This window comes from Planococcus liqunii, assembly GCF_030413595.1.
Taxonomy (GTDB): Bacteria; Bacillota; Bacilli; order Bacillales_A; family Planococcaceae; genus Planococcus; species Planococcus liqunii.
Window position 1 is genome coordinate 409,293 of record NZ_CP129238.1, and the last position, 19,404, is coordinate 428,696.

General features: G+C 48.3%; 20 protein-coding genes and 1 pseudogene. 18 read left to right on the forward strand and 3 right to left on the reverse strand.

Annotation, left to right across the window (positions count from 1 at the left end; genetic code table 11):
• Nucleotides 1-80: 80 nt before the first annotated feature.
• From QWY22_RS02175 to QWY22_RS02195, 5 genes and pseudogenes are all read left to right on the forward strand, one after another.
• Nucleotides 81-533 carry a hypothetical protein gene (locus tag QWY22_RS02175; protein WP_300982741.1) on the forward strand — a complete coding sequence of 151 codons (453 nt, stop codon included), beginning with the start codon at nucleotides 81-83 and terminating at the stop codon, nucleotides 531-533.
• Nucleotides 533-988 (forward strand): GNAT family N-acetyltransferase, encoded by a 456-nt coding sequence (locus QWY22_RS02180; RefSeq protein WP_300982742.1) that lies wholly within the window; start codon nucleotides 533-535, stop codon nucleotides 986-988. Before QWY22_RS02175 ends, QWY22_RS02180 begins: the two co-directional genes overlap by 1 nt.
• Nucleotides 989-1,108: 120 nt before the next feature.
• Nucleotides 1,109-2,137: a F0F1 ATP synthase subunit beta gene (locus QWY22_RS02185; protein ID WP_300982744.1), complete on the forward strand. Its 1,029-nt coding sequence runs from the start codon at nucleotides 1,109-1,111 to the stop codon at nucleotides 2,135-2,137.
• A 433-nt stretch (nucleotides 2,138-2,570) separates the two neighbouring features.
• Nucleotides 2,571-2,750: pseudogene (locus QWY22_RS02190) on the forward strand (serine hydrolase); the annotation flags it as partial.
• Nucleotides 2,751-2,894: 144 nt separating this feature from the next.
• A complete protein-coding gene (locus QWY22_RS02195) occupies nucleotides 2,895-3,887 on the forward strand; it encodes a serine hydrolase domain-containing protein (RefSeq protein ID WP_300984309.1) in 993 nt (330 codons plus the stop codon).
• Nucleotides 3,888-4,101: 214 nt separating this feature from the next.
• On the opposite strand, the gene QWY22_RS02200 is transcribed toward QWY22_RS02195, so the two are convergent.
• Nucleotides 4,102-4,302 (reverse strand): cold-shock protein, encoded by a 201-nt coding sequence (locus QWY22_RS02200; protein ID WP_036807810.1) that lies wholly within the window; start codon nucleotides 4,300-4,302, stop codon nucleotides 4,102-4,104.
• Between the two features lie 230 nt (nucleotides 4,303-4,532).
• On the opposite strand from QWY22_RS02200, the gene QWY22_RS02205 reads away from it, so the two are divergent.
• From QWY22_RS02205 to QWY22_RS02240, 8 genes are all read left to right on the forward strand, one after another.
• Nucleotides 4,533-5,075, forward strand: coding sequence for a P-loop NTPase family protein (locus QWY22_RS02205; protein ID WP_300982745.1), 543 nt, complete (start codon nucleotides 4,533-4,535; stop codon nucleotides 5,073-5,075).
• A 72-nt stretch (nucleotides 5,076-5,147) separates the two neighbouring features.
• The gene (locus QWY22_RS02210) at nucleotides 5,148-5,861 is read left to right on the forward strand and encodes a hypothetical protein (RefSeq protein ID WP_300982746.1); all 714 of its coding nucleotides are present in this window, start codon (nucleotides 5,148-5,150) and stop codon (nucleotides 5,859-5,861) included.
• Nucleotides 5,862-5,966: 105 nt separating this feature from the next.
• Nucleotides 5,967-6,509: an NfeD family membrane protein gene (locus QWY22_RS02215; protein ID WP_300982747.1), complete on the forward strand. Its 543-nt coding sequence runs from the start codon at nucleotides 5,967-5,969 to the stop codon at nucleotides 6,507-6,509.
• 12 nt (nucleotides 6,510-6,521) lie between these two features.
• Complete coding sequence (gene floT / locus QWY22_RS02220) at nucleotides 6,522-8,051, forward strand: flotillin lipid rafts scaffold protein FloT (RefSeq protein ID WP_300982748.1); 1,530 nt, start codon at nucleotides 6,522-6,524, stop codon at nucleotides 8,049-8,051.
• Nucleotides 8,052-8,259: 208 nt separating this feature from the next.
• Nucleotides 8,260-9,747, forward strand: coding sequence for a UDP-N-acetylmuramoyl-L-alanyl-D-glutamate--2,6-diaminopimelate ligase (locus tag QWY22_RS02225; protein WP_300982749.1), 1,488 nt, complete (start codon nucleotides 8,260-8,262; stop codon nucleotides 9,745-9,747).
• A 94-nt stretch (nucleotides 9,748-9,841) separates the two neighbouring features.
• Nucleotides 9,842-11,227 carry a class II fumarate hydratase gene (gene fumC / locus QWY22_RS02230; RefSeq protein WP_300982750.1) on the forward strand — a complete coding sequence of 462 codons (1,386 nt, stop codon included), beginning with the start codon at nucleotides 9,842-9,844 and terminating at the stop codon, nucleotides 11,225-11,227.
• A 369-nt stretch (nucleotides 11,228-11,596) separates the two neighbouring features.
• Nucleotides 11,597-12,259 (forward strand): Dph6-related ATP pyrophosphatase, encoded by a 663-nt coding sequence (locus QWY22_RS02235; RefSeq protein WP_300982751.1) that lies wholly within the window; start codon nucleotides 11,597-11,599, stop codon nucleotides 12,257-12,259.
• A gap of 5 nt (nucleotides 12,260-12,264) precedes the next feature.
• Complete coding sequence (locus QWY22_RS02240) at nucleotides 12,265-13,260, forward strand: GNAT family N-acetyltransferase (RefSeq protein WP_300982752.1); 996 nt, start codon at nucleotides 12,265-12,267, stop codon at nucleotides 13,258-13,260.
• A gap of 43 nt (nucleotides 13,261-13,303) precedes the next feature.
• Here the strand turns inward: QWY22_RS02240 and QWY22_RS02245 are convergent, their stop codons facing one another.
• Nucleotides 13,304-14,350 (reverse strand): bifunctional glycosyltransferase family 2/GtrA family protein, encoded by a 1,047-nt coding sequence (locus QWY22_RS02245; RefSeq protein WP_300982753.1) that lies wholly within the window; start codon nucleotides 14,348-14,350, stop codon nucleotides 13,304-13,306.
• 236 nt (nucleotides 14,351-14,586) lie between these two features.
• Between QWY22_RS02245 and QWY22_RS02250 the strand changes: the two genes are divergently transcribed.
• A complete protein-coding gene (locus tag QWY22_RS02250; protein ID WP_300982754.1) occupies nucleotides 14,587-15,285 on the forward strand; it encodes an ABC transporter ATP-binding protein in 699 nt (232 codons plus the stop codon).
• Nucleotides 15,275-16,546, forward strand: a complete 1,272-nt coding sequence (locus QWY22_RS02255) for an ABC transporter permease (protein ID WP_300982755.1) — start codon at nucleotides 15,275-15,277, stop codon at nucleotides 16,544-16,546. The genes QWY22_RS02250 and QWY22_RS02255 overlap by 11 nt, the downstream gene beginning before the upstream one ends.
• Before the next feature lie 50 nt (nucleotides 16,547-16,596).
• On the opposite strand, the gene QWY22_RS02260 is transcribed toward QWY22_RS02255, so the two are convergent.
• Complete coding sequence (locus QWY22_RS02260) at nucleotides 16,597-17,151, reverse strand: M15 family metallopeptidase (protein WP_300982756.1); 555 nt, start codon at nucleotides 17,149-17,151, stop codon at nucleotides 16,597-16,599.
• 102 nt (nucleotides 17,152-17,253) lie between these two features.
• Here QWY22_RS02260 and nfsA point away from each other — a divergent pair, with 102 nt between their 5' ends.
• From nfsA to QWY22_RS02275, 3 genes are read left to right on the forward strand one after another with little or no spacing between them, the layout of a single operon-like run.
• Nucleotides 17,254-17,985: an oxygen-insensitive NADPH nitroreductase gene (gene nfsA / locus QWY22_RS02265; RefSeq protein ID WP_074509269.1), complete on the forward strand. Its 732-nt coding sequence runs from the start codon at nucleotides 17,254-17,256 to the stop codon at nucleotides 17,983-17,985.
• Between the two features lie 22 nt (nucleotides 17,986-18,007).
• The gene (locus tag QWY22_RS02270) at nucleotides 18,008-18,622 is read left to right on the forward strand and encodes an NAD(P)-dependent oxidoreductase (RefSeq protein WP_300984310.1); all 615 of its coding nucleotides are present in this window, start codon (nucleotides 18,008-18,010) and stop codon (nucleotides 18,620-18,622) included.
• Between the two features lie 2 nt (nucleotides 18,623-18,624).
• On the forward strand, nucleotides 18,625-19,362 hold the full coding sequence (locus QWY22_RS02275; RefSeq protein ID WP_300982757.1) for an alpha/beta hydrolase: 738 nt from the start codon (nucleotides 18,625-18,627) through the stop codon (nucleotides 19,360-19,362).
• Nucleotides 19,363-19,404 lie beyond the last annotated feature (42 nt).

A 19,404-nucleotide genomic window follows, 5' to 3' on the forward strand; every position in this document is an offset into this window, starting at 1 on the left:
TTTTTCTGTTTAATGTAGGATTATGGGAAGCCGTGTTATACTAGGCTAAGAATCAACAATTATGAAACGGGGTAACTATTGTGCTTACATTTGAAGAAAAATTGGCGATCATTGAATCGTTTCCGGAATTGATACGTAAAGACGTATCGATGAAACGGGTGAATTTTCATTATGAAGAAAGCCTATATGACAAAAAAATCGTTGTTTACCACTTGCATCCAAATGGCAACGGTTTTGTATATGTCGGCAACTTGCCGCAGTACGAAGCGGACGCCAAAGGCTTCGTCAACATCCGTGAATGTTCCGAGAAGGAACTTCGGAGCATTGTGGCAGACGCATTGGACTATTTGTCTTTAGAGCCGGAACCGCCATACGACAAGACATGGAAAAATCGCGACAACGAAAAGCTGGATTTGGTTTATGAAGAACCGTTCTGGAACGTCTACACGGGCAAAAACCTGGAAGAAAGCTTCGGCACGTTTGATGACGCAGAAAACTATCTGCTCGATCAAGGCTTTAAAGAGCCGAAGTAATGGACATCCGGCGGCTTGGACAAGGCGAAGCACTGCCAGTGGAATTGATGCTTGAAGCGGATCCCTCGGAAGAGCTGGTGCGTGGATATGCGGCAAAAGGCATGGTGTATGCAGCTGAAATTGATCGGCGCCTAGTCGGTGTATATGCATTGTTGCCATTGTCGGAAACTGTCGTGGAAATCAAAAATATCGCCGTTGCTGAGCCGGAAAGAGGTAAGGGCTATGGCAAAGAATTGGTGAACCACGCTTTAGAAGAAGCGAAGCGCGGCGGATTTAAGCATGTGGAAATCGGGACCGGAAATTCAAGTTTCGACCAGCTGGCGCTTTACCAAAAATGCGGTTTTCGGTTGAAATCGATCGACCGCGGTTTTTTCACCCGCCATTACCCGGAACCGATTTTTGAAAACGGCATCTTGTGCCAGGATATGGTGCGGCTCGCATATGAATTGAAATAAAACCCTTCTAAATAGAAGGGTTTTTCTTTTCGCCGTAAATTAAATTACTCTATAAAGAAATTTATATTGCTTTATAGAGTAATTTAGTTTACTGTTAAAAGTAACAAGAGGAGGAGTTGGATGGAAGATATTCGATTGAACGTGGCGTTGCTTAGAAAACGGGTGCCGAATTTAACGACGGCTGCCAAAGAAGCGGGAATTCGGCCAGCGACGGTTTCCAATTTATGCACTGGCAAAATTGATTTAGGGAAAGCGGAAGTCAGAACGTTAGTGGGACTGGCTAAACTGGCCAATTGCACAGTAGATGAGCTCATTATCCGAGGGGAGAAGATGGCGATGATCGAAACCAAAATTAAAGCATTCGATTTTTTTGCACCATTGGTAAAAGGCGGTACGACAGGAATTGTTGCCCGTCCGGGAATGGGGCAATTGGTGATTGCAGCAGAACTGCTCCACCGTTTTAAGGAACAAGGTTATCAAACGGTTTACTTGATTCCTGAAAAGGATCATTTCGAACTAGAAGGTATCGTGGAACTGGCAGACCATACCACCGATTCAGTAGAAAAAACGCTGGAACTGTTAAATCGCTGCGGTGATAAGGCGGTGTTTTTCACAGATAAGGAACGGGTAGATTCAGGAGAGTTGTTCGAACTGCAGGAACAATTGAGCGCTCAACCGGCTGCAACGCTGCTGGTGGATTTGTCCGGTGAAGTGGTCGATGACGATTTTCCGTTCGGCCCGCTTGAGACGCTTTGGCAGCTCGATGCAGATCTTGCAGCCCGCCACCAGTATCCGGCTTTAAGTCCGCTCCATTCAGCTTCTTCTATATTGGAAGAAGCTGAATTGGACGAGCGCCATTTCCAGCTTCGCCAGCGTGCCCAAAAAACCTTGCGCCGCTACCGGGAACTTCGCTCCGTTGCAGTTGCCCGCGGCATGGAAAGGGTAGCGCAGGGAGAGCTGGAAACATACCATAGAGGCGAGCGGCTCGAAGCATATTTCACACAGCCATTTTATGTGGCAGAAGAATTAACCGGCCAGCCCGGAGCTTCTGTCGCGCTGGAGCAGACTTTGCATGACGTGGAAGCCATTTTGAATGGCCAGGCAGACGGACGGGAACTGGAGGAATTGCAATTTATCGGAACTTTGTAAGGAGCCTTGTGCTCCTTTTTTTCGTTAATAGAGGAAAAATGAAGTGGATTTCGGTATGCTAAAAGCAAGAGGTGATTTCATGTTCAAGAAAGTGACGTTGTATACGAATCGGCTTAATGAAATGAAAGGCTTTTACGAATACCAGTTGGGCTTCCGGATTGTCGAAGAAGGTGATAGCAGTTTCACGTTGGCAATCGGGGATTCCGTATTGGTTTTTAAAGCATCCGAACGGGTGGCGATTTACCATTTTGCTTTTAACATTCCAGGCAACCAGTACACCTTGGCCAAAGGATGGGCGAGTTCGCGCGTCACCTTGAACCGCCAGGAAGGCATGGACGAAATCTATTACGCTAATTTCAATGCAGATGCGTTTTATTTCCAAGATCCTGCTGGCAATGTTGTTGAGTTCATTGCCAGGCGCCATATTGACCGCATGGGGAATTTCACTGTCGACTCCCTTCTCAATATCAGTGAAGTCAGCATTACAACGGCTCATGTAGAAGAAGTGGGAAGGGAAATTGAAGCGATGGAGATTCCGGTCCGCGGCAATAAAGGAATTGAACCAAATGCATTGAATTTCCTTGGCCAGGACGATGCCTTTATCCTGTTGGTTGCACCGAAACGGACTTGGTACTTTTCCAAACAAAAGAGTGAAGTCCATCCACTGTCGATTGAATTGGTGGATGGCCGGCAGATTGATATCTCGGAAGACGGTTTGTTTCAAGAAGTCCGTCCCAGCAATCCGATTGCCGACGGTATGGAAAATATCGACTTTTCAGGAGTTGCGATGCTGAAAAACCAGGAAGTTTGGTCGATGGCAAAAGGTTTTGCAGACCGTTCAAATGAGCGGCCGAACGCGCTGGGAACCCGCTTTGGCATTGCTTCCGGATGCAAAATTTTCACCGCAGTCGCTGTCTGCCAATTGGTGGAACAAGGAAAATTATCGTTCGAAGACCGTTTGCCGAAGCTTTTTCCGGAAACCTTTCCGGATTTTGATGTGACCATTCATCAGTTGTTGACGCACACATCCGGCATTCCGGATTATTTTGATGAAGAAGCGATGGATGATTTTGAAGAGATCTGGGCCAAGCATCCGATGTATTTGATGCAATCGGCTGCTGACTTTGTGCCGCTGTTCAAAGACGAACCGATGAAGTTTGCTCCTGGTGAAAGGTTCCAGTACAACAATGCCGGCTTTATTGTACTGGGCCTTATTGTAGAGAAAACCACCGGGCAAGCGTTCACCGATTTTGTGGAAGAAAACATTTTTGCGCGGACTGAGATGGCAAATTCGGGGTATTTCCGGCTGGACCGCTTGCCGAAAGAGGCGGCTTTTGGTTATATTGAAGAAGAAAATTTGTGGCGGACCAATCAATACGCGATTCCGGTTAAAGGCGGAGCGGACGGCGGAGCATTTGTAACAGCCGGCGACATGGCCGCTTTTTGGGAGCGCTTGATGGATTTTACGCTGCTTTCTGAAGAAATGACGAAGACCTTGCTTTCGCCCCATGTGGCTATCGATGCCCATGCTTACGGCTACGGTGTCTGGATTTCGCGCAGTGAAGAGGCTGTAGTAAAATACCATGTTACCGGATACGATCCAGGCGTCAGCTTCCATTCGGGCTATTATCCGGATGCACAAACTGTTTTAACGGTCCTGTCGAATAAAGGAGAAGGCGCTGCTGACGTCATGAAATTGATAGAAGATGCAGCGTTGAACGGTAGATCAGAGAAACTTCAGAAGGGGTGAGGGGCATGAGCGGCAAAAACCTGGCTATCGGAATAGTAGTCGGCACCCTTGTAGCGTGTGCATTAATCTACTTTGGATTCCAGCTGTATTTCACAATGAATCCAACCCAGTAAACAAAAAAGGCTGCCGAATTTTCTCGGCAGCCTTTTACTTGTCTAAAAAAACATGAAAAATGGACTCCCCATAAAGGGAGCCCATAAAAGTTAAGTTAAAATTAAGCTTTAACTACGTTAGTAGCTTGAAGACCGCGTTGGCCTTGCTCGATATCGAAAGTAACTTCTTGACCTTCTTCTAAAGATTTGAATCCTTCGCTTTGAATAGCTGAGAAGTGTACGAATACGTCGTCTCCGCCTTCGCGCTCGATGAAGCCGAATCCTTTTTCTGAGTTAAACCATTTTACTTTACCTTGTTCCATGTGTGTTTCCTCCTCGTATGCGTAAGCATACATTGTATTACTATCCTTGCTCAAATCTTGCAGATGAACATCTGACACTTTATACAAAGTTATCCGAACAAAAATAATTCTTCCTTAGAATAACATGGGGTTACAAAAAATGCAAGCCCTATGCCGAAATTGCTTGTTCTATTTTATGTGTGCACTTGTCTATATAATAAAAGAACTGTGGCGAAAAGGGGCGTGAAGAGATGAAAAAGGTAATGGTGACGGGGGTTTCAGCTGGTGCGGGAAAATCGACTTTTGCTGCGGAACTGGGAAAGAAACTGGATATTCCAGTGTATCATCTTGATTCTATTTATTGGAAATCGGGTTGGATCGAAGCGGATTCGGAAGAATTCAGGGCAGCCCAAGAAAAAATTGCAGCCCGGGATAGCTGGATCATTGAAGGGAATTACACCGCAAGCTTTGATATCCGTATGAAAGAAGCAGATACTTTTATTTATTTGGAAGTGCCTTTAAGCGTGTGCCTGTACCGCGTATTAAAACGCTGGTTGACGAATCTGGGCAAAACACGCCCCGATATGGCGGAAGGCTGTCCGGAAAAGATGGACGTGGAATTTCTAAGGTTTATCATTACAACGTATAAAGCCCGAAAAGGGAAAATGCGCAAATATATGCAGGAATTTTTGGAAGCTGACCCGGCTAATCAAGTGATCTTCCTAAGCAATCAAAAACAGATCGATGGATTTGCAAAAGGCGGCTACGCCCGGAAATCCGATAAACAAATTTAAAAACTGCAACATCTCCGGAAGGTGAAGTGGTATCCTAAACATATAAAATACTACGGACTAGGAGAATGCGCTATGAAGTTCTTGTATGAAGGAACCATCACAAATCAAGCGCTTCGAAAAACGCAGGCCATGCACATGAAACGGCTGTATTTAGAAGATTTGCCGGTCATTGAACAAGTGCAAAAAGAGGTCATCGATTCGCTCCCGGAAAAAGCGATTCTGCAGCCATTATCGACGGAAGAGTTTCTCTTTATCCTCAATGAACGGGGCTTGCTGATTGGTGCGTTTGTCGAGGACCGCTTAATCGGATTCAGGGCGCTTCTCATACCGGAAATTGACGAGGAACATCTGGGACTGGACCTTAATCTTCCCGAGGAAGAATTGCCGAGCGTCATTTACCAGGAAATTTCAGTTGTTCTTCCGGAATATCGAGGCAATCGCCTCCAGCAGAAATTAGCGGAAGTGATTATGAAAGAACTGCCGAATCTGGAAGAGAAGTTCCGCTATATTTGCTGTACCGTCGCTCCGATGAACATCCCGAGTTTAAAAGATAAGTTTCTCCAGCAAATGCATATCGGAGCGTTGAAAGAAAAGTACGCCGGCATGGAGCGCTACATCCTCGTCAAAGATTTGGAGCAGCCGACAGTTCGCTACGAGCATCACACAAATGTGAAATTGGATGACCTGGAACGGCAGCGCCAGCTTTTGGCTGACGGCTACGTCGGAATCGGCTTCCAATTGGTCAGAGGCTTTCATGAACTTGAATTTGCAAAACCCGTTCTTTAACTAGAACGGGTTTTTTATTTTTATTGAAGAATTCTGAAACTTACGGAAGGTTCTTCCGTATATTAAGTAGGATGAAAAAGAATGGGTTAGATGGGAGGTATTGGAATGGAGTTATTCGGTTTGCCTATGGAACAAGTATATCTGTATACGCTCGTTGCAGCAGGTGCCTTGACTGTCCTTTATGTGCTGTTCGCGGATATCGCAGATGCAGGCGATGGGCTTCCCTTTTTTAACCCCGCCGTGATTTTAGCATTTGTCACTTTGTTGGCAGCAGCCGGTTATGTATTGGAGCTGACTACAAACTTGAGCGATCTGGCCATCTTAGGGATTGCAGCGGCAGCGGCAGTGGTTTTGGATATTTTACTTTATTTCTTTGTTTTATTGCCATTGTCTTCCGCAGAATCTTCGATTGCCTATACGGAGGAATCCTTGCTCGGCCAAGTTGCTAAAGTGATTGTGCCCATTCCGGTGGATGGCTACGGAGAAGTCGTCATTGAAACCTACGGCGGCATGATCTCCAAACGGGCTGCCGGATTTGACAACGAAGCCATCGGGCAGGACAGGCAGGTTTTGATCATCCAAGTGAACGACGGCACGTTATATGTAAGAGATTATGAACCGATTTTCAGCACTGAAAAAAGAATATAAGGAGGAATTAGAATGGAAATGACATGGATTGCAATTGGGATAGCTGCTTTTGTCGTATTGGCGATTATAGGGGTTTACGTAACAAAGTATAAGACGGTCGGGCCGGATGAGGCTTTGATTGTGACGGGCAGTTATTTGGGCTCGAAAAATGTCCACACGGATGACTCGGGGAACCGCATTAAAATCATCCGCGGCGGCGGGACGTTCCTGCTTCCTATTTTTCAGCAGGCAGCACCGCTCAGCCTGCTGTCGAGCAAATTGGAAGTGACGACACCGGAAGTTTATACAGAACAAGGGGTGCCGGTGATGGCTGATGGCACAGCCATCATCAAGATTGGCGGATCGATTTCTGAAATTGCCACAGCGGCAGAACAGTTTCTGGGGAAATCAAAAGAAGACCGTGAAAATGAAGCAAAAGAAGTGCTTGAAGGGCATCTGCGTTCGATTCTCGGATCAATGACAGTAGAAGAAATTTATAAAAACCGTGATAAGTTCTCGCAGGAAGTCCAGCGCGTCGCTTCGCATGATTTGGCGAAAATGGGATTGATCATCGTATCGTTCACCATCAAAGACGTCCGCGACAAAAACGGCTACTTGGATTCACTCGGTAAAGCACGGATTGCGCAAGTGAAACGCGATGCGGATATTGCTACGGCAGAGTCGGAAATGCAGACGCGCATCAAACGGGCGGAAGCCGGAAAAGATGCACAGCGCGCCGAAATCGAGCGTGCCACAGAAATTGCAGAAGCGGAAAAAGAGAATTTATTGAAAGTGGCGGAATACAAACGGGAGCAGGACAGCGCGAAAGCCCGTGCGGACCAGGCGTATGAGCTGGAAACAGCCCGTTCGAAACAGGAAGTTGTCGAGCAGGAAATGCAGATCCGGATCATCGAGCGCCAGAAGCAAATTGAGCTGGAAGAAAAAGAAATCCAGCGCCGTGAGCGCCAGTACGATTCCGAAGTGAAGAAAAAAGCCGATGCGGACCGCTACTCGGTTGAGCAGGCTGCTGCGGCAGAGAAATCCAAGCAGTTGGCAGAAGCGGATGCACAGAAATACCGCGTAGAAGCGATGGCAAAAGCCGATGCCGAGAAAATCCGTCTGGATGGCCTTGCAAAAGCAGAGTCGCAGCGTGCACAAGGTGAATCTGAAGCAGATATCATCCGCCTGAAAGGTCTCGCAGAAGCGGAAGCGAAGCGCAAAATTGCGGAAGCCTTTGAAATGTACGGCCAAGCAGCGACGCTTGATATGATTGTCAACATGCTGCCTGAATATGCGAAGCAAATCGCTGCACCACTTGGCAACATCGATAAGATTACGGTTGTGGATACCGGAGGCGGAGAAGGCGGCGGGGCAAATAAAGTCACCTCTTATGCGACGAATTTAATGGCTTCCCTTCAGGAAACTTTGAAAGAGTCGTCGGGGATCGACGTCCGCGAAATGCTGGAAAATTTAACAGGCAAAACGGATTATCCGCAGACGATTGAGCAATTGCGCTATGCACTGGAAGAAAAAGAACAGGCACTTGAAAAGCAGGAAATTTAATAGATGAGGCATAAAAGCGAACCGGCTTTTATGCCTTTTTATGTTTTTAGGAGCAGGGTGAAAATAGGTTAATAGTATGAAATGCAAATAATTGTTAATGGATGGGTTGAAACCGGTTTGCGAATAATGGTTATAATGATAGAATATTGAGACAAGAAAGTGGGGAAAAGTTCATAAGGAAACGAAACTGGATGCTAAGGGGTGTACAATGGAAATTCAATTTGATCACGTGCAGTTGGCGGAAGAACATCGTTTAGGGCCGGTGTCTCAGGAAATCAGTTCAATTGCTTATAATTCCGCTGAAGTAATAAGCGGTTCAGCGTTCTTTTGCATCGTCGGGGAAAATACGGATGGGCACCTTTATATTTCAGAAGCACTTGAAAAGGGTGCAGTTGCCATCATCGGCTCCGATTGGCAGCAAATAAAGCCGTATGCAGAGGCGTTCCCGCATGTTACGTTCATTGCCGTAAAAGATTCACGGTCGGCTCTGGCTGCTTTTTCAATTCATTTTTTTGAAAGAGCCCAGGACCAGCTGGTAAAAGTTGGGGTTACGGGGACGAATGGCAAGACCACAACAGCCACTTATGTTTACAATCTCTTCAATCTCTTAGGGATGCCGTGCGGATTTTTGGGAACCACCGGCATTTATAACTCTTCAGGAAAGACGCCTTATAAAAAAAGTACGCCCACTACACCCATTTCTTCAGATATCCATCAAATCTTTTCGCATCTTGCCGCATTTGGCGACCGCGCAGCGGCAATGGAAGTATCTTCGATTGCCCTTGACCAGAAACGGGTAGAAGGCATTCTTTTTGATGTGGCCATTCATACCAATATTTCCGAGGAGCACCTGGAGTACCACCATACTTTCGAAAATTATTTGGCTTGCAAACTGCAGTTGTTCAGGCAGGCGAAAACGGCGGTCGTCAACATAGACGACCAAGGCATGGCAAAGGAAATTCTGGAAGCGGTTGATTACCCGGTATTGACCTATAGCCAAAGGCTCGATTCAGGAGCAGATTTGGTCTGGACCAATATTCTCATCGAAGAAAGCGGCATGCGCTTCGAGCTGCATTTTCAGCAGCAGGTTCATGAAGTGAGGGTTCCGTTGTTTGGAGAATACAATGCCGGCAATCTGACGGCTGCCATTGGAGCGGCTTTATTGTCCGGTGTTGAAATGGAACATATTCTTTCGGTGCTGCCGGATATGCCGCAAGTCGAAGGCCGGTTCCAGCTGATTGAAGGCCCGGAAAATCGGAGAATCATATTGGATTATGCACATACGCCGGTTGCGTTGGACCTTGTGATGCGGGAAGTGAAAAAGTTGCCGCATAACCGCTTGATCGCTTTGGTAGCCGGAATTGGCATCCGGGATTTCTCGAAGATGCCGAAAATGGCAAAAGCCGCTGAAGGGAAAGCGGATGTTGTCGTAGTGACAGTCGACCATCCGGGATTTAACGATCCGAATGACGTGGTCAATGAAGTGCTGAAAGGCTTTTCCTTGCCGTATAAACAGCAGGTTTTAACGGCGACCACCCGGCGCGCCGCCGTGGTAACCGCCCTGCAGGAAAGCGGTCCGAATGATATAATCTTATTATCAAGCGGCTGCATCAACGGTGCTCAAAACATCCGTGGAGAATTTATTCCGCATTCGGATGAAGAAATCATTGCGGATTTTTTCCTTCAGCAAAATTAGCGGCTTTTTCGGCTGGAAAGGTCGCTTTTTTCGGTCTGCTTGTGTTTAATAGAAGAGAAGGCTACATAACGACATATGAATTGGAGTGAATGGAATGCAATATCGTACAGAGAAAGACACGATGGGCGAAATTCAAGTAGAAGCGGACAAAATGTGGGCAGCACAAACGCAGCGCAGCCTCCAGAACTTTGCAATCGGTACCGAGCGCATGCCGCATGAAGTGGTGATGGCGTTTGCCCAATTGAAAAAAGCCGCAGCGAAAGCAAACCACAAACTTGGCAAGCTTTCTGAAGCGAAAATGAAAGCGATTGAATCGGCAGCGAACGAAGTGATCGAAGGCAAATGGAACGACCATTTCCCATTGGTCGTTTGGCAAACAGGAAGCGGCACGCAGTCCAACATGAACATGAACGAAGTTCTGGCACGACGCGGAAACGAAATCCTGGCTGAGCAATCCTCAGAAGAAAAGCTTCACCCGAACGACGACGTCAATATGTCGCAAAGCTCAAACGATACATATCCGACAGCGATGCACGTTGCAGGCGTTATGGCAGTGACGGAGAACCTGATTCCGGCTATCCAAAAACTAAAAGCGACACTTGATGAAAAATCGAAACAATTCGATGACATCATCAAAATCGGACGTACGCATCTTCAAGACGCAACGCCATTGACATTAGGTCAGGAAATCAGCGGCTGGAGACATATGCTCGAGAAAAGCGAGCGCATGATTCGTGCGAGCGTTGAAGAAATGCGTGAACTCGCAATCGGTGGAACGGCAGTCGGAACAGGCATCAACGCAGATCCGACATTCGGACCATCTGTTGCCGAATTCATCTCAGAAGCGGTCGGCGGAGCATTCACTTCTGCTGAAAACAAATTCCATGCACTGACAAGCCATGACGAAATGGTTTACACGCACGGCGCCATCAAAGCGCTTGCGGCTGACGCAATGAAAATCGCCAATGATGTTCGCTGGCTGGCAAGCGGTCCGCGCAGCGGCATCGGTGAAATCACAATTCCTGAAAACGAGCCGGGCAGCTCAATCATGCCAGGGAAAGTCAACCCGACGCAAAGCGAAGCATTGACGATGGTTGCCGCTCAAGTGATGGGCAACGACGCAACAATCGGCTTTGCAGCAAGCCAAGGAAACTTTGAATTGAACGTCTTCAAACCGGTCATTGCGTACAACTTCCTGCAATCGGTCCGTTTGTTGACAGACAGCTTGATCAGCTTTAACGACAACTGTGCAGTAGGCATTGAAGCGAACCTTGAGGTTATCCAAAATCACGTAGGCAATTCGCTGATGCTCGTTACATCTCTGAACCCGCATATCGGCTACGAAAAAGCGGCAGCGATTGCGAAACAGGCACATAAAGAAGGCACAACGTTGAAAGAGTCTGCAGTGAAGAGCGGACATTTAACGGCTGAACAGTTTGACGAGTGGGTACGCCCGGAAAATATGGTCGGCAAAAAATAAGATGGTTTTGAGAGAGCAGCCGTAAATTTGCGGCTGCTTTTTTGTGTTTTGGGAGAGTTGCAGCTGTTTATGAGCAAGTTTGGGTGTGATACGAGCAAGCGGGTTTGATTTACGAGCGGCTTCCAGCCGGTTACGAGCAACTTTCCATAAGATACGATCAACTGCCTCTAAAAGGGCATAACCGGTTCGAAGTTGGGCGTATACAGATGCAACTTGGCCATAAAGCAGCTGGACTTGGGCATAAGCTGCAGTTTCTACATAATACAAACGCAGGTGGTAGGAATATGCAAATCCACTTCGCAAAAGGTTTTATTCCCCGCATGTCGAAGTACATAAAAGAAGAAGCAAATTAGACAGAAGAGGTGCATTATGCAGAAGACGTTTGTGATGTCATGGAGCGGTGGGAAAGATTCGGCGCTGGCATATTTCCGTGCAGTGATGGACGGCCATGTGCCGGTCGCGCTGTTTACGATGTTTGAAGAAGATGGAACAAGATCCCGCTCCCACGGTTTGCCGCTTGAAGTGATGCAAGCGCAGGCAGAGCGCATGGGCTTGCCGCTCATTATCGGGAAAGCGAGCTGGGCAGGGTACGAAAAGGAATTTATTGAGCAGCTGAAAATTTTCAAGTCCCAAGGGGTGCAAATGGGCGTTTACGGCGACATCGATCTTGAAGACCATTTGCTGTGGATTCAGAAAGTGAGTGCGGAAGCCGGCATGGAAGTAAATCATCCGCTTTGGCAGGAACCGAGAAAAGCGTTGTTGAAAGAATTAATAGACAAAGGCTTTAAGGCCGTGGTCACGGTAGTGGATACGGCGCGCCTCGATGAGAAATTTTTGGGCCGTGAATTCACCCATGGCCTGATTGAAGAGTTGGAAAGCCTTGGAGTAGACGCGTGCGGTGAGGAAGGCGAGTTCCATACAGTGATCGTTGATGGGCCGATTTTTGTTGAACCGGTTCCCGTAGTTTTTGGCGAAAAGGCAGCGAATGGGAACTACCGGATGCTTGAAGTGAAACTTCATTCAGAGGAGTGATCGGGATGATTCAATTTGTGGGCGTGGAAGAGCAGCATATCCGGCAGATGGCAGTATTACTGGCCAAACGGCATGAGCGGGAGCGGAAATTTTTTCCCTTTTTCCCATCGGAGTTTGAAGAATTTGATGAAGCCGAAATGGTTCTCCGCAAGATGCTGGAGCGTCCGTACATCAGCGGAATTGTAGCGGTCAGGGGCATTGATGTCATCGGTTATCTGCTGTATGAATTCAAGGAAAGCGCGGAAAGGGGCCGTTACGTCTGGATGGATTATGAAGCCGTGGCCATCAAAGGAACCGAGCATCCACGCCTCCTGCGGCTGTTGTATGCAGATGCCGGGGCGGAATGGGTCAAAAACGGCTATTTCCACCACGTGATGATGGTTCCGCTCGGCGATCGTAAAATTGTCGCGGAATGGCTTGACCAGTCTTTCCGGTATGAACAGAAATACGCCGTCTTGCCGCTCCAGGACTTTGAAGCGGAAACTGCCGACCCAGTACCGGGCTTGGTTTTCCGGACAGGAAGCCGGGAAGATGGTCCGCTGCTGAAGAAGATGGCGCTTTGGAACAGCATTCATCAAGCTGCGGCCCCGTCTTGGCAGCCGATCACGAAAGAGACAATGGAAGACATCAAGAGCAGCTACGAAGAATTATCGGCTGATGGTGGCGCCTATTTGTGGCTTGCGGAACAAGGAGAACAGATCGGCGGTTTCCATGTCTATTTTAGAAAAGCCGATCCGCTCAGCCTGGTAACGCCTGAGAATTGTGTGGCGCTGCCCGCCGCTTCCACCAATCCCAATTTGCGCGGCACGGGAATCGGGAAAGCGATGGCCCAATATTGCTTTGCGGAACTGAAAAATGAAGGATTTGATTATGTTTTCGCCGATTGGCACTCGCCGAATCATTTGGCTTCTTACTTCTGGCCGAAGCTGGGCTTTCAGCCGGTCATGGTCCGCATGTCCCGCCAAATCGATCCGCGGATCGCATGGGCGCATGGGAAATAACGTACATGAAAAACCCGCATCCTGAAACAAGGAAGCGGGTTTTTTACTCTTTCCGGAAAACCCAGGTGCGCTGGACGACAAAGCCGAAAAGAAACAGAACGGTATCGACAAACACTTTCAGGATGACTTCACCGCGTCCCAGCCATTCCGCATATAAGAAATGGACGGATCCGGCGGACATCATCATGATGAACACGGCTAGGATATAGTAGCGGATAAAGGATTTTCTCGATCCTTGGCCGAAAACCTTGTTGCGGTTCACATAATAATTGAATAAAGAAGACAGAATCCGGGCAGCAACTGTTGCGAAAATGATGAACAGCTGGGGTTCTTCGCTGCGCCATAATTGGATAAACAGCCAGTAAAGGCCAATGTCGAGTGCAAAAGAAGCCCCTCCGGACAAACCATATAATAAAAAGATTTTATAGACATGATAAGAGTCGTGGAGCGGGTGGAAATGGGAAGACTTGTTTTTTTCCAGATACACCGTTTCAATCGGTACTTCAGCGAGCGGGATTTTTTTGCTGCGCAGGGCAGCGAGCATGTTCATTTCGTATTCAAAGCGCTCCCCGACAACGCTCAATAAATGGGGAAGATGCCGGACCGGGATGCCGCGAAGGCCTGTTTGGGTATCCGTCAACACTGCACCGGTGGAGAGGCGGAACAACAGGCGTGTGAACCGGTTGCCGAAACGGCTGCGGAACGGGACATCCTTTTGCTTAAAATCTCTGGCCCCCAGCACTACGTGGTCGGGAGCTTCCGCCATTTTTCGGGCGATTTTCAACATGTCCGAAACTAAGTGCTGGCCATCGGCATCGACCGTAATGACGCCTTCGATAGGGAGTTTTTGATTGAGTATGTAATGGAAAGCCGTTTTTAAGGCGCGCCCTTTGCCTTGGTTGACGGCATGGCGAAGCACCGCCACTTCCGGAACCGGGTAAAGCGATTTGAAAAAATCGGCATATTGAGGACCGCTGCCATCATCGACCACAATGATTTGCTGAAACCCTGCTGCCAGTATTTGCTGAATCAAAGATTCGCATTTATGGTCCGGCTTATATGCCGGAATAATGACCGCAAACTGTTTCACAGAAGACCTCCTTTCAATTTCTGCGATGGCAGAAACAGTAAGTAAAACTGCTGTTGTGAAATTGCAAATGGTAAAAAGGATGACTAAAGAAATTTTCTATGTCCAAATGCTTACTTTTAACCTACCCTCTTTCACTATTTCTAGAACCCATCTTAAGAAATTCTTCAGAAAACCTCTTACTAATCGTTAAGATTTGCCTTTTATACTGAAGATAAGATGAAGAAGGAGGCAAAGAGATGATTGATATTAAAAATTTAGAGCATGCTTTTGCAATTGGCAAAAAGGGGGAAGAACGGCAGGTTCCTGTCTTAAAAGGAATCACGCTTGAGGTCAAACAAGGGGAAATCGTGGCGATTCTTGGCAAAAGCGGTTCCGGAAAATCCACCCTGCTAAATATTCTGGCCGGTTTTATGGCGCCGGAATCCGGTTCGGTAAAAGTGAACGGACAGGAAACATCTGCACTTACAGAAGCCGATTCAGCGGCCTTCCGTTTAGCGAACTTTGGTTTTATCTTTCAGAACTTCCAGTTGATGCCCGGACTGACGGCATTTGAAAATGTGGAGCTGCCGCTGAAAATCAAAGGGCTCAGTTCCGGCGAGAGAACAGTGCGTGTTGAAGAAATGATGAGAAAAGTCGGCCTCACCGAAGTGGCAGAACACTATCCGAACGAACTTTCCGGCGGCCAGCAGCAGCGGGTCAGCATCGCCCGTGCACTGGTGACGAACCCGCCGGTTTTATTGGCGGACGAGCCTACCGGCAGCCTCGATTCGGAAACGGAACAAGAGATTTTGCAGCTGATTCAAGCGCTGAATAGCACACTCGGATTGACTTTTGTCATCATCACGCATGACGAAGAAGTGGCGAATGTCGCCCACCGGCAATACCGTCTTCATGACGGAGAATTGGTGAAAGGGGAAAAGCGCCATGCAGTTTAAAGACCAAGTGGATTTTATCCGCCAACATATGAAGCGCAACAAACTCCGGGTGGCTACTACGATTCTCGCTGCCATGATGGGCTGTGCATTTTTAATCGTTTTGGCATCCGTCGGTTTCGGGCTTCACAAAACCATTACGGATGATGTGCTCGATAACCGGAAAGTGACAGAAATCGAAGTGCCGTCGAAAGTGGAGAGCGAAGAAAAAATCACGCCGGCAGAAGTTCAGGCGATGAGCAATATACCGCATGTCGAGGCAGTTGTAGAACGCTCGGGAGTGGCAGCGGAGGCAATGGCGAAAATCGGGGCGCGCAGTGGGTATGTCAATCCGATTCTGTCGGATTTAAAAGAAGAACAAAAAGCAGGGCTTGCTCTTTCTGAAGGCGCCATGCCGGAAAAGGCAGGAGAAGTGGTTGTCGGGTACCATTTTGCCAAAGCGCTGCTGACAGATGAGGAACGGGAAGCTTCGGAAGAGCAGCAAGGCGAGAGTGGTTTTGCCGACAGCCTGATCGGGCAGACTTTCGAGCTGGAACTGACGCCTTATGAAGGGGAAGCCGAATCCGCGAGCTGGACCTTTACAGTAGCTGGCGTTTTAGAAGAACCGGCAAAAGATTGGATGAGCGACGGTTCTGTTTATCTGGACGATTCATGGGCCGCTGCATTTAATGAAAAGCTTGGAACCGGTGAGGAAAGCAAATCCATTTCGGTTTATGCTGACGGCCTTCAATCTGTTGGAGGCATCTCGGAAGCGCTGAAAGACGATGGCTATTACATCTATTCTGTAACAGAAGAACTTGGTTCGATGAATATGTTTTTCACGGCACTGAAAGCCGGGTTGATTTTTGTGGGGACGATCGCCGTATTGATTGCTTCAATCGGCATTTTTAATACAATGACGATGGCCGTGACGGAGCGGACGCGGGAAATCGGCGTCATGAAAGCCATTGGCGCCCAGCCGAAATTGATCCAGAAGCTGTTCCTGATGGAAAGTGCCGCAATCGGAATCATTGGAACCGGAATTGCCGTTGTCCTTTCTTACGCAATCAGCATGCTGGCAAACTGGCTTGTGCCGATTATTATCAAAAGCTCCCTCGGGGAACAGGACAGCGAAGGCTTCGATATCCTCATTTCCTTGATTCCCTGGCAGCTGGTGGTCATTGCTTCAATCATCAGCATCGGTGTAGCCATGGTATCCGGCTGGCGGCCGGCGCGGAAGGCCACGCAGATCGACGTAATTCAGGCGCTGCGGCAGGAATTGTAAAAACTTAAAAGAAACGGCCCGGTTCGCTTTGAACCGGGCCGTTTTCTCTGTTATTGCATGACATCTTCCGGCCGGTAGCCCCGCTTCAACTCGTCGATCGACAAACCGAACGTCATTTCCAAATGCGGATAATCCTTAAAGCGCTGCCAGTCGCCGCCCCATTCAAACCCAAGTTCTTTCCCGATGGCCGCCACTTCAAACCAGTCAGCTTTGCCGTTCTTGTTGTCATCGCGCGCCGTGTCCCACACCACTTCGCCGTTGCTGAGCTTCAACGCAAAATCGATGGCCAATCCGTAGTTGTGATAGGAATCTCCGCCGCGTGCATAAGTCACCACGTTGCCGGCGGTGCTTCTTCCTTTTGCATGCAGTCCGTTTTGCTCATCCGCCGACCGGAAGCCGTCTGTAATAACGACCTGTATGCCAATGGCTGCTGCTTTTGCAATCAGCTCTTCGCTTTTTTCCTCCACGACCGGATGCAGGCCGGAAGGGGTAGCGCGCTGCTGCAGCTCTTCGCGGAATGCCAATTCGTTTTGAATCCAAATGAAGAAAAAACCGCCGAGTACCAATAAAAAAAGAATCGAAAAAGCGGTTTTAAACTTTTTCAAATTGTTTCACCTCATTGCCTTTAGTTTATCAAAAATCGTCGAAAGAGTATCGTGCAGAAGTTTTTGATAGGATAGAAGAAAGAATGGAAAGGGGATTGAATAATGGTTATTGAATTGATGAAGTCCCACGCATCTGTGCGTGATTACAAAGAAAAGCAGCTGACGCGGGAAGAAGTCAGCGAATTGGTGGCGGCAGCACAGCATGCCGCATCGTCACACTTTGTGCAGGCCTACTCCATTGTCTGGGTGACGGATCCTGAGAAACGCAAACAGCTTGGCGAATTGTCCCGCAATGCGCAGCAAATGGAAGGCGCAGGCGCGGTATTTTTGATGTGCGCTGATTACAACCGGTTAAAGCACGCCGGCGACATGCAAGGCGAAGCCATTTCGTTCGATCATGCGGAGAATTTGATCGTCGCTGTAACGGACGTCGGCCTGCTTGCCCAAAACTTGGCGCTTGCTGCTGAATCAAAAGGCTACGGCATTTGCTATATTGGCGGGGTGCGCAACAATATGGAAGCGATCAGTGACTTGGTCGGCTTGCCGGAAGGCGTTTTCCCGGTGTACGGCTTGACGGTCGGTGTGCCGAACGAATCCAACGAAGTGAAACCGCGTTTGCCGGTTGAAGCCATTTTGCACGAAAATGCCTACGATGAAGCCAAATACAAAACCTTGCTTCCAGAATACGATGAAACAATCCAGCGCTATTATCAGGAACGCAGCACAAACCAGAAAGTTGCGACGTGGACGCAGCAAATGGCGACCTTCCTCAGAAAACCGCGCCGCCCGGATCTCAAAGGCGTGCTGGCGAAAAAAGGGTATTTGTTTAAATAAAAACGGGAGAAGGGGAATGACGATGAAAATCGCGATTTTTGGTGCTACGGGACGCGTCGGTGGACAAATCCTGAAGCGGGCACTGGCAGATGGGCATCAAGTGAAAGCCTTGGTGCGTACGCCGAAACTGGACGAACATCCGAATCTGGAGATCATCACAGGAAACGTCCGGAAAGCGGAAGACGTCGAGCGGACGCTCCAAGGCGCCGATGCGGTATTTAGCGCCATCGGTACGGACCGGACGACGACGCTTTCTGAAGCGATGCCGCTTATTATCGGAGCAATGAAAAAAGAAGGCATCCGGCGAATCATTGCCATTGGCACCGCAGGCATTTTGAACAGCCGGCTGACGCCGGGCGCGCTCCGTTACGAAGGAGGAGACTCTAACCGCAAACTGACATTTGCTGCAGAAGAACATGAAACGGTGTTCCGCCTGCTGGAAGCAATTGACTTGGATTGGACCATTGTCTGCCCGACTTATTTGCCGGACGGTGAAGCGCGCGGCGGCTGCCGGGCGGAAAAAGACTTCTTGCCGGAAGGCGGTAAGGAAATCACGGTCGGCGACACGGCTGAATTTGCCTATGGGCAACTGGAGAACGCTGAATTTCTAAAATCGCGTGTAGGGATTTCCTATTGAGTGTGAAAAAAAGAACAGCTAAAAAATGGAGCATCCGAATTGCACTGGGAATTGTTTCATTGCTTGCTTTTGCCGTTATCGGTTTTATTCTCTATGCGCAGTTTGATTATGGACCAAGTGAAACGTTGGCGGAACAAGTCGACCTTGATGCAGTAAAACGCGATGACCACGGCCTTGTCTTCCTTCCGGAAAATCCGAATGGCCAAGGACTCATTCTCTATCAAGGAGCAAAAGTGGAAGCGAAAGCTTATGCCTATCTTGGCGAGAAATTAAGCGAACAAGGCTATACCGTTTCAATCCCGAAACTGCCATTGAAGTTTGGCATCTTCGGGGTTAATAAAGCGGAAGCCGTGATTGAAGATTATCCTGAAATCACGGCTTGGTTCATCGGCGGGCATTCGCTTGGAGGAGTCGCTGCAGCCATGTATGCCGAAGAGCATCAGGATGAGCTGGCTGGCTTATTCTTCCTGGGCTCGTACCCTGCTGGTGATTTTGCGGCAAGTAAGCTGCCGATGCTGTCGATTTACGGAGAAAACGATGGCCTGACTTTGCTGGAAGACATCGAGAATAACCGCGTGCTGTTTTCAGCCAGTAGCGAATTTGTCGAAATTCCAGGCGGCAACCACGCGCAGTTCGGAATGTACGGAGAGCAAAAAGGCGACAATCCGGCGGATATTTCCCCGCTTGAACAACAAGATCTCATTGTGGAAGCATTGCTTAATTGGATGAAGGATAAATAAGGAGGGGGATTGGGCAGTCATATTACTGGCTTCCGGGCCCTC

Coding starts and splice junctions, on each gene's coding strand:
- QWY22_RS02185 (WP_300982744.1), top strand. CDS start 1,109: ATGGAAGATATTCGATTGAACGTGGCGTTGCTTAGAAAACGGGTGCCG.
- QWY22_RS02240 (WP_300982752.1), top strand. CDS start 12,265: ATGATTCAATTTGTGGGCGTGGAAGAGCAGCATATCCGGCAGATGGCA.
- fumC (WP_300982750.1), top strand. CDS start 9,842: ATGCAATATCGTACAGAGAAAGACACGATGGGCGAAATTCAAGTAGAA.
- QWY22_RS02215 (WP_300982747.1), top strand. CDS start 5,967: ATGGAGTTATTCGGTTTGCCTATGGAACAAGTATATCTGTATACGCTC.
- QWY22_RS02255 (WP_300982755.1), top strand. CDS start 15,275: ATGCAGTTTAAAGACCAAGTGGATTTTATCCGCCAACATATGAAGCGC.
- QWY22_RS02200 (WP_036807810.1), bottom strand. CDS start 4,302: ATGGAACAAGGTAAAGTAAAATGGTTTAACTCAGAAAAAGGATTCGGC.
- QWY22_RS02205 (WP_300982745.1), top strand. CDS start 4,533: ATGAAAAAGGTAATGGTGACGGGGGTTTCAGCTGGTGCGGGAAAATCG.
- QWY22_RS02210 (WP_300982746.1), top strand. CDS start 5,148: ATGAAGTTCTTGTATGAAGGAACCATCACAAATCAAGCGCTTCGAAAA.
- QWY22_RS02195 (WP_300984309.1), top strand. CDS start 2,895: ATGGAAAATATCGACTTTTCAGGAGTTGCGATGCTGAAAAACCAGGAA.
- nfsA (WP_074509269.1), top strand. CDS start 17,254: ATGGTTATTGAATTGATGAAGTCCCACGCATCTGTGCGTGATTACAAA.
- QWY22_RS02180 (WP_300982742.1), top strand. CDS start 533: ATGGACATCCGGCGGCTTGGACAAGGCGAAGCACTGCCAGTGGAATTG.
- QWY22_RS02235 (WP_300982751.1), top strand. CDS start 11,597: ATGCAGAAGACGTTTGTGATGTCATGGAGCGGTGGGAAAGATTCGGCG.
- QWY22_RS02250 (WP_300982754.1), top strand. CDS start 14,587: ATGATTGATATTAAAAATTTAGAGCATGCTTTTGCAATTGGCAAAAAG.
- floT (WP_300982748.1), top strand. CDS start 6,522: ATGGAAATGACATGGATTGCAATTGGGATAGCTGCTTTTGTCGTATTG.
- QWY22_RS02225 (WP_300982749.1), top strand. CDS start 8,260: ATGGAAATTCAATTTGATCACGTGCAGTTGGCGGAAGAACATCGTTTA.
- QWY22_RS02270 (WP_300984310.1), top strand. CDS start 18,008: ATGAAAATCGCGATTTTTGGTGCTACGGGACGCGTCGGTGGACAAATC.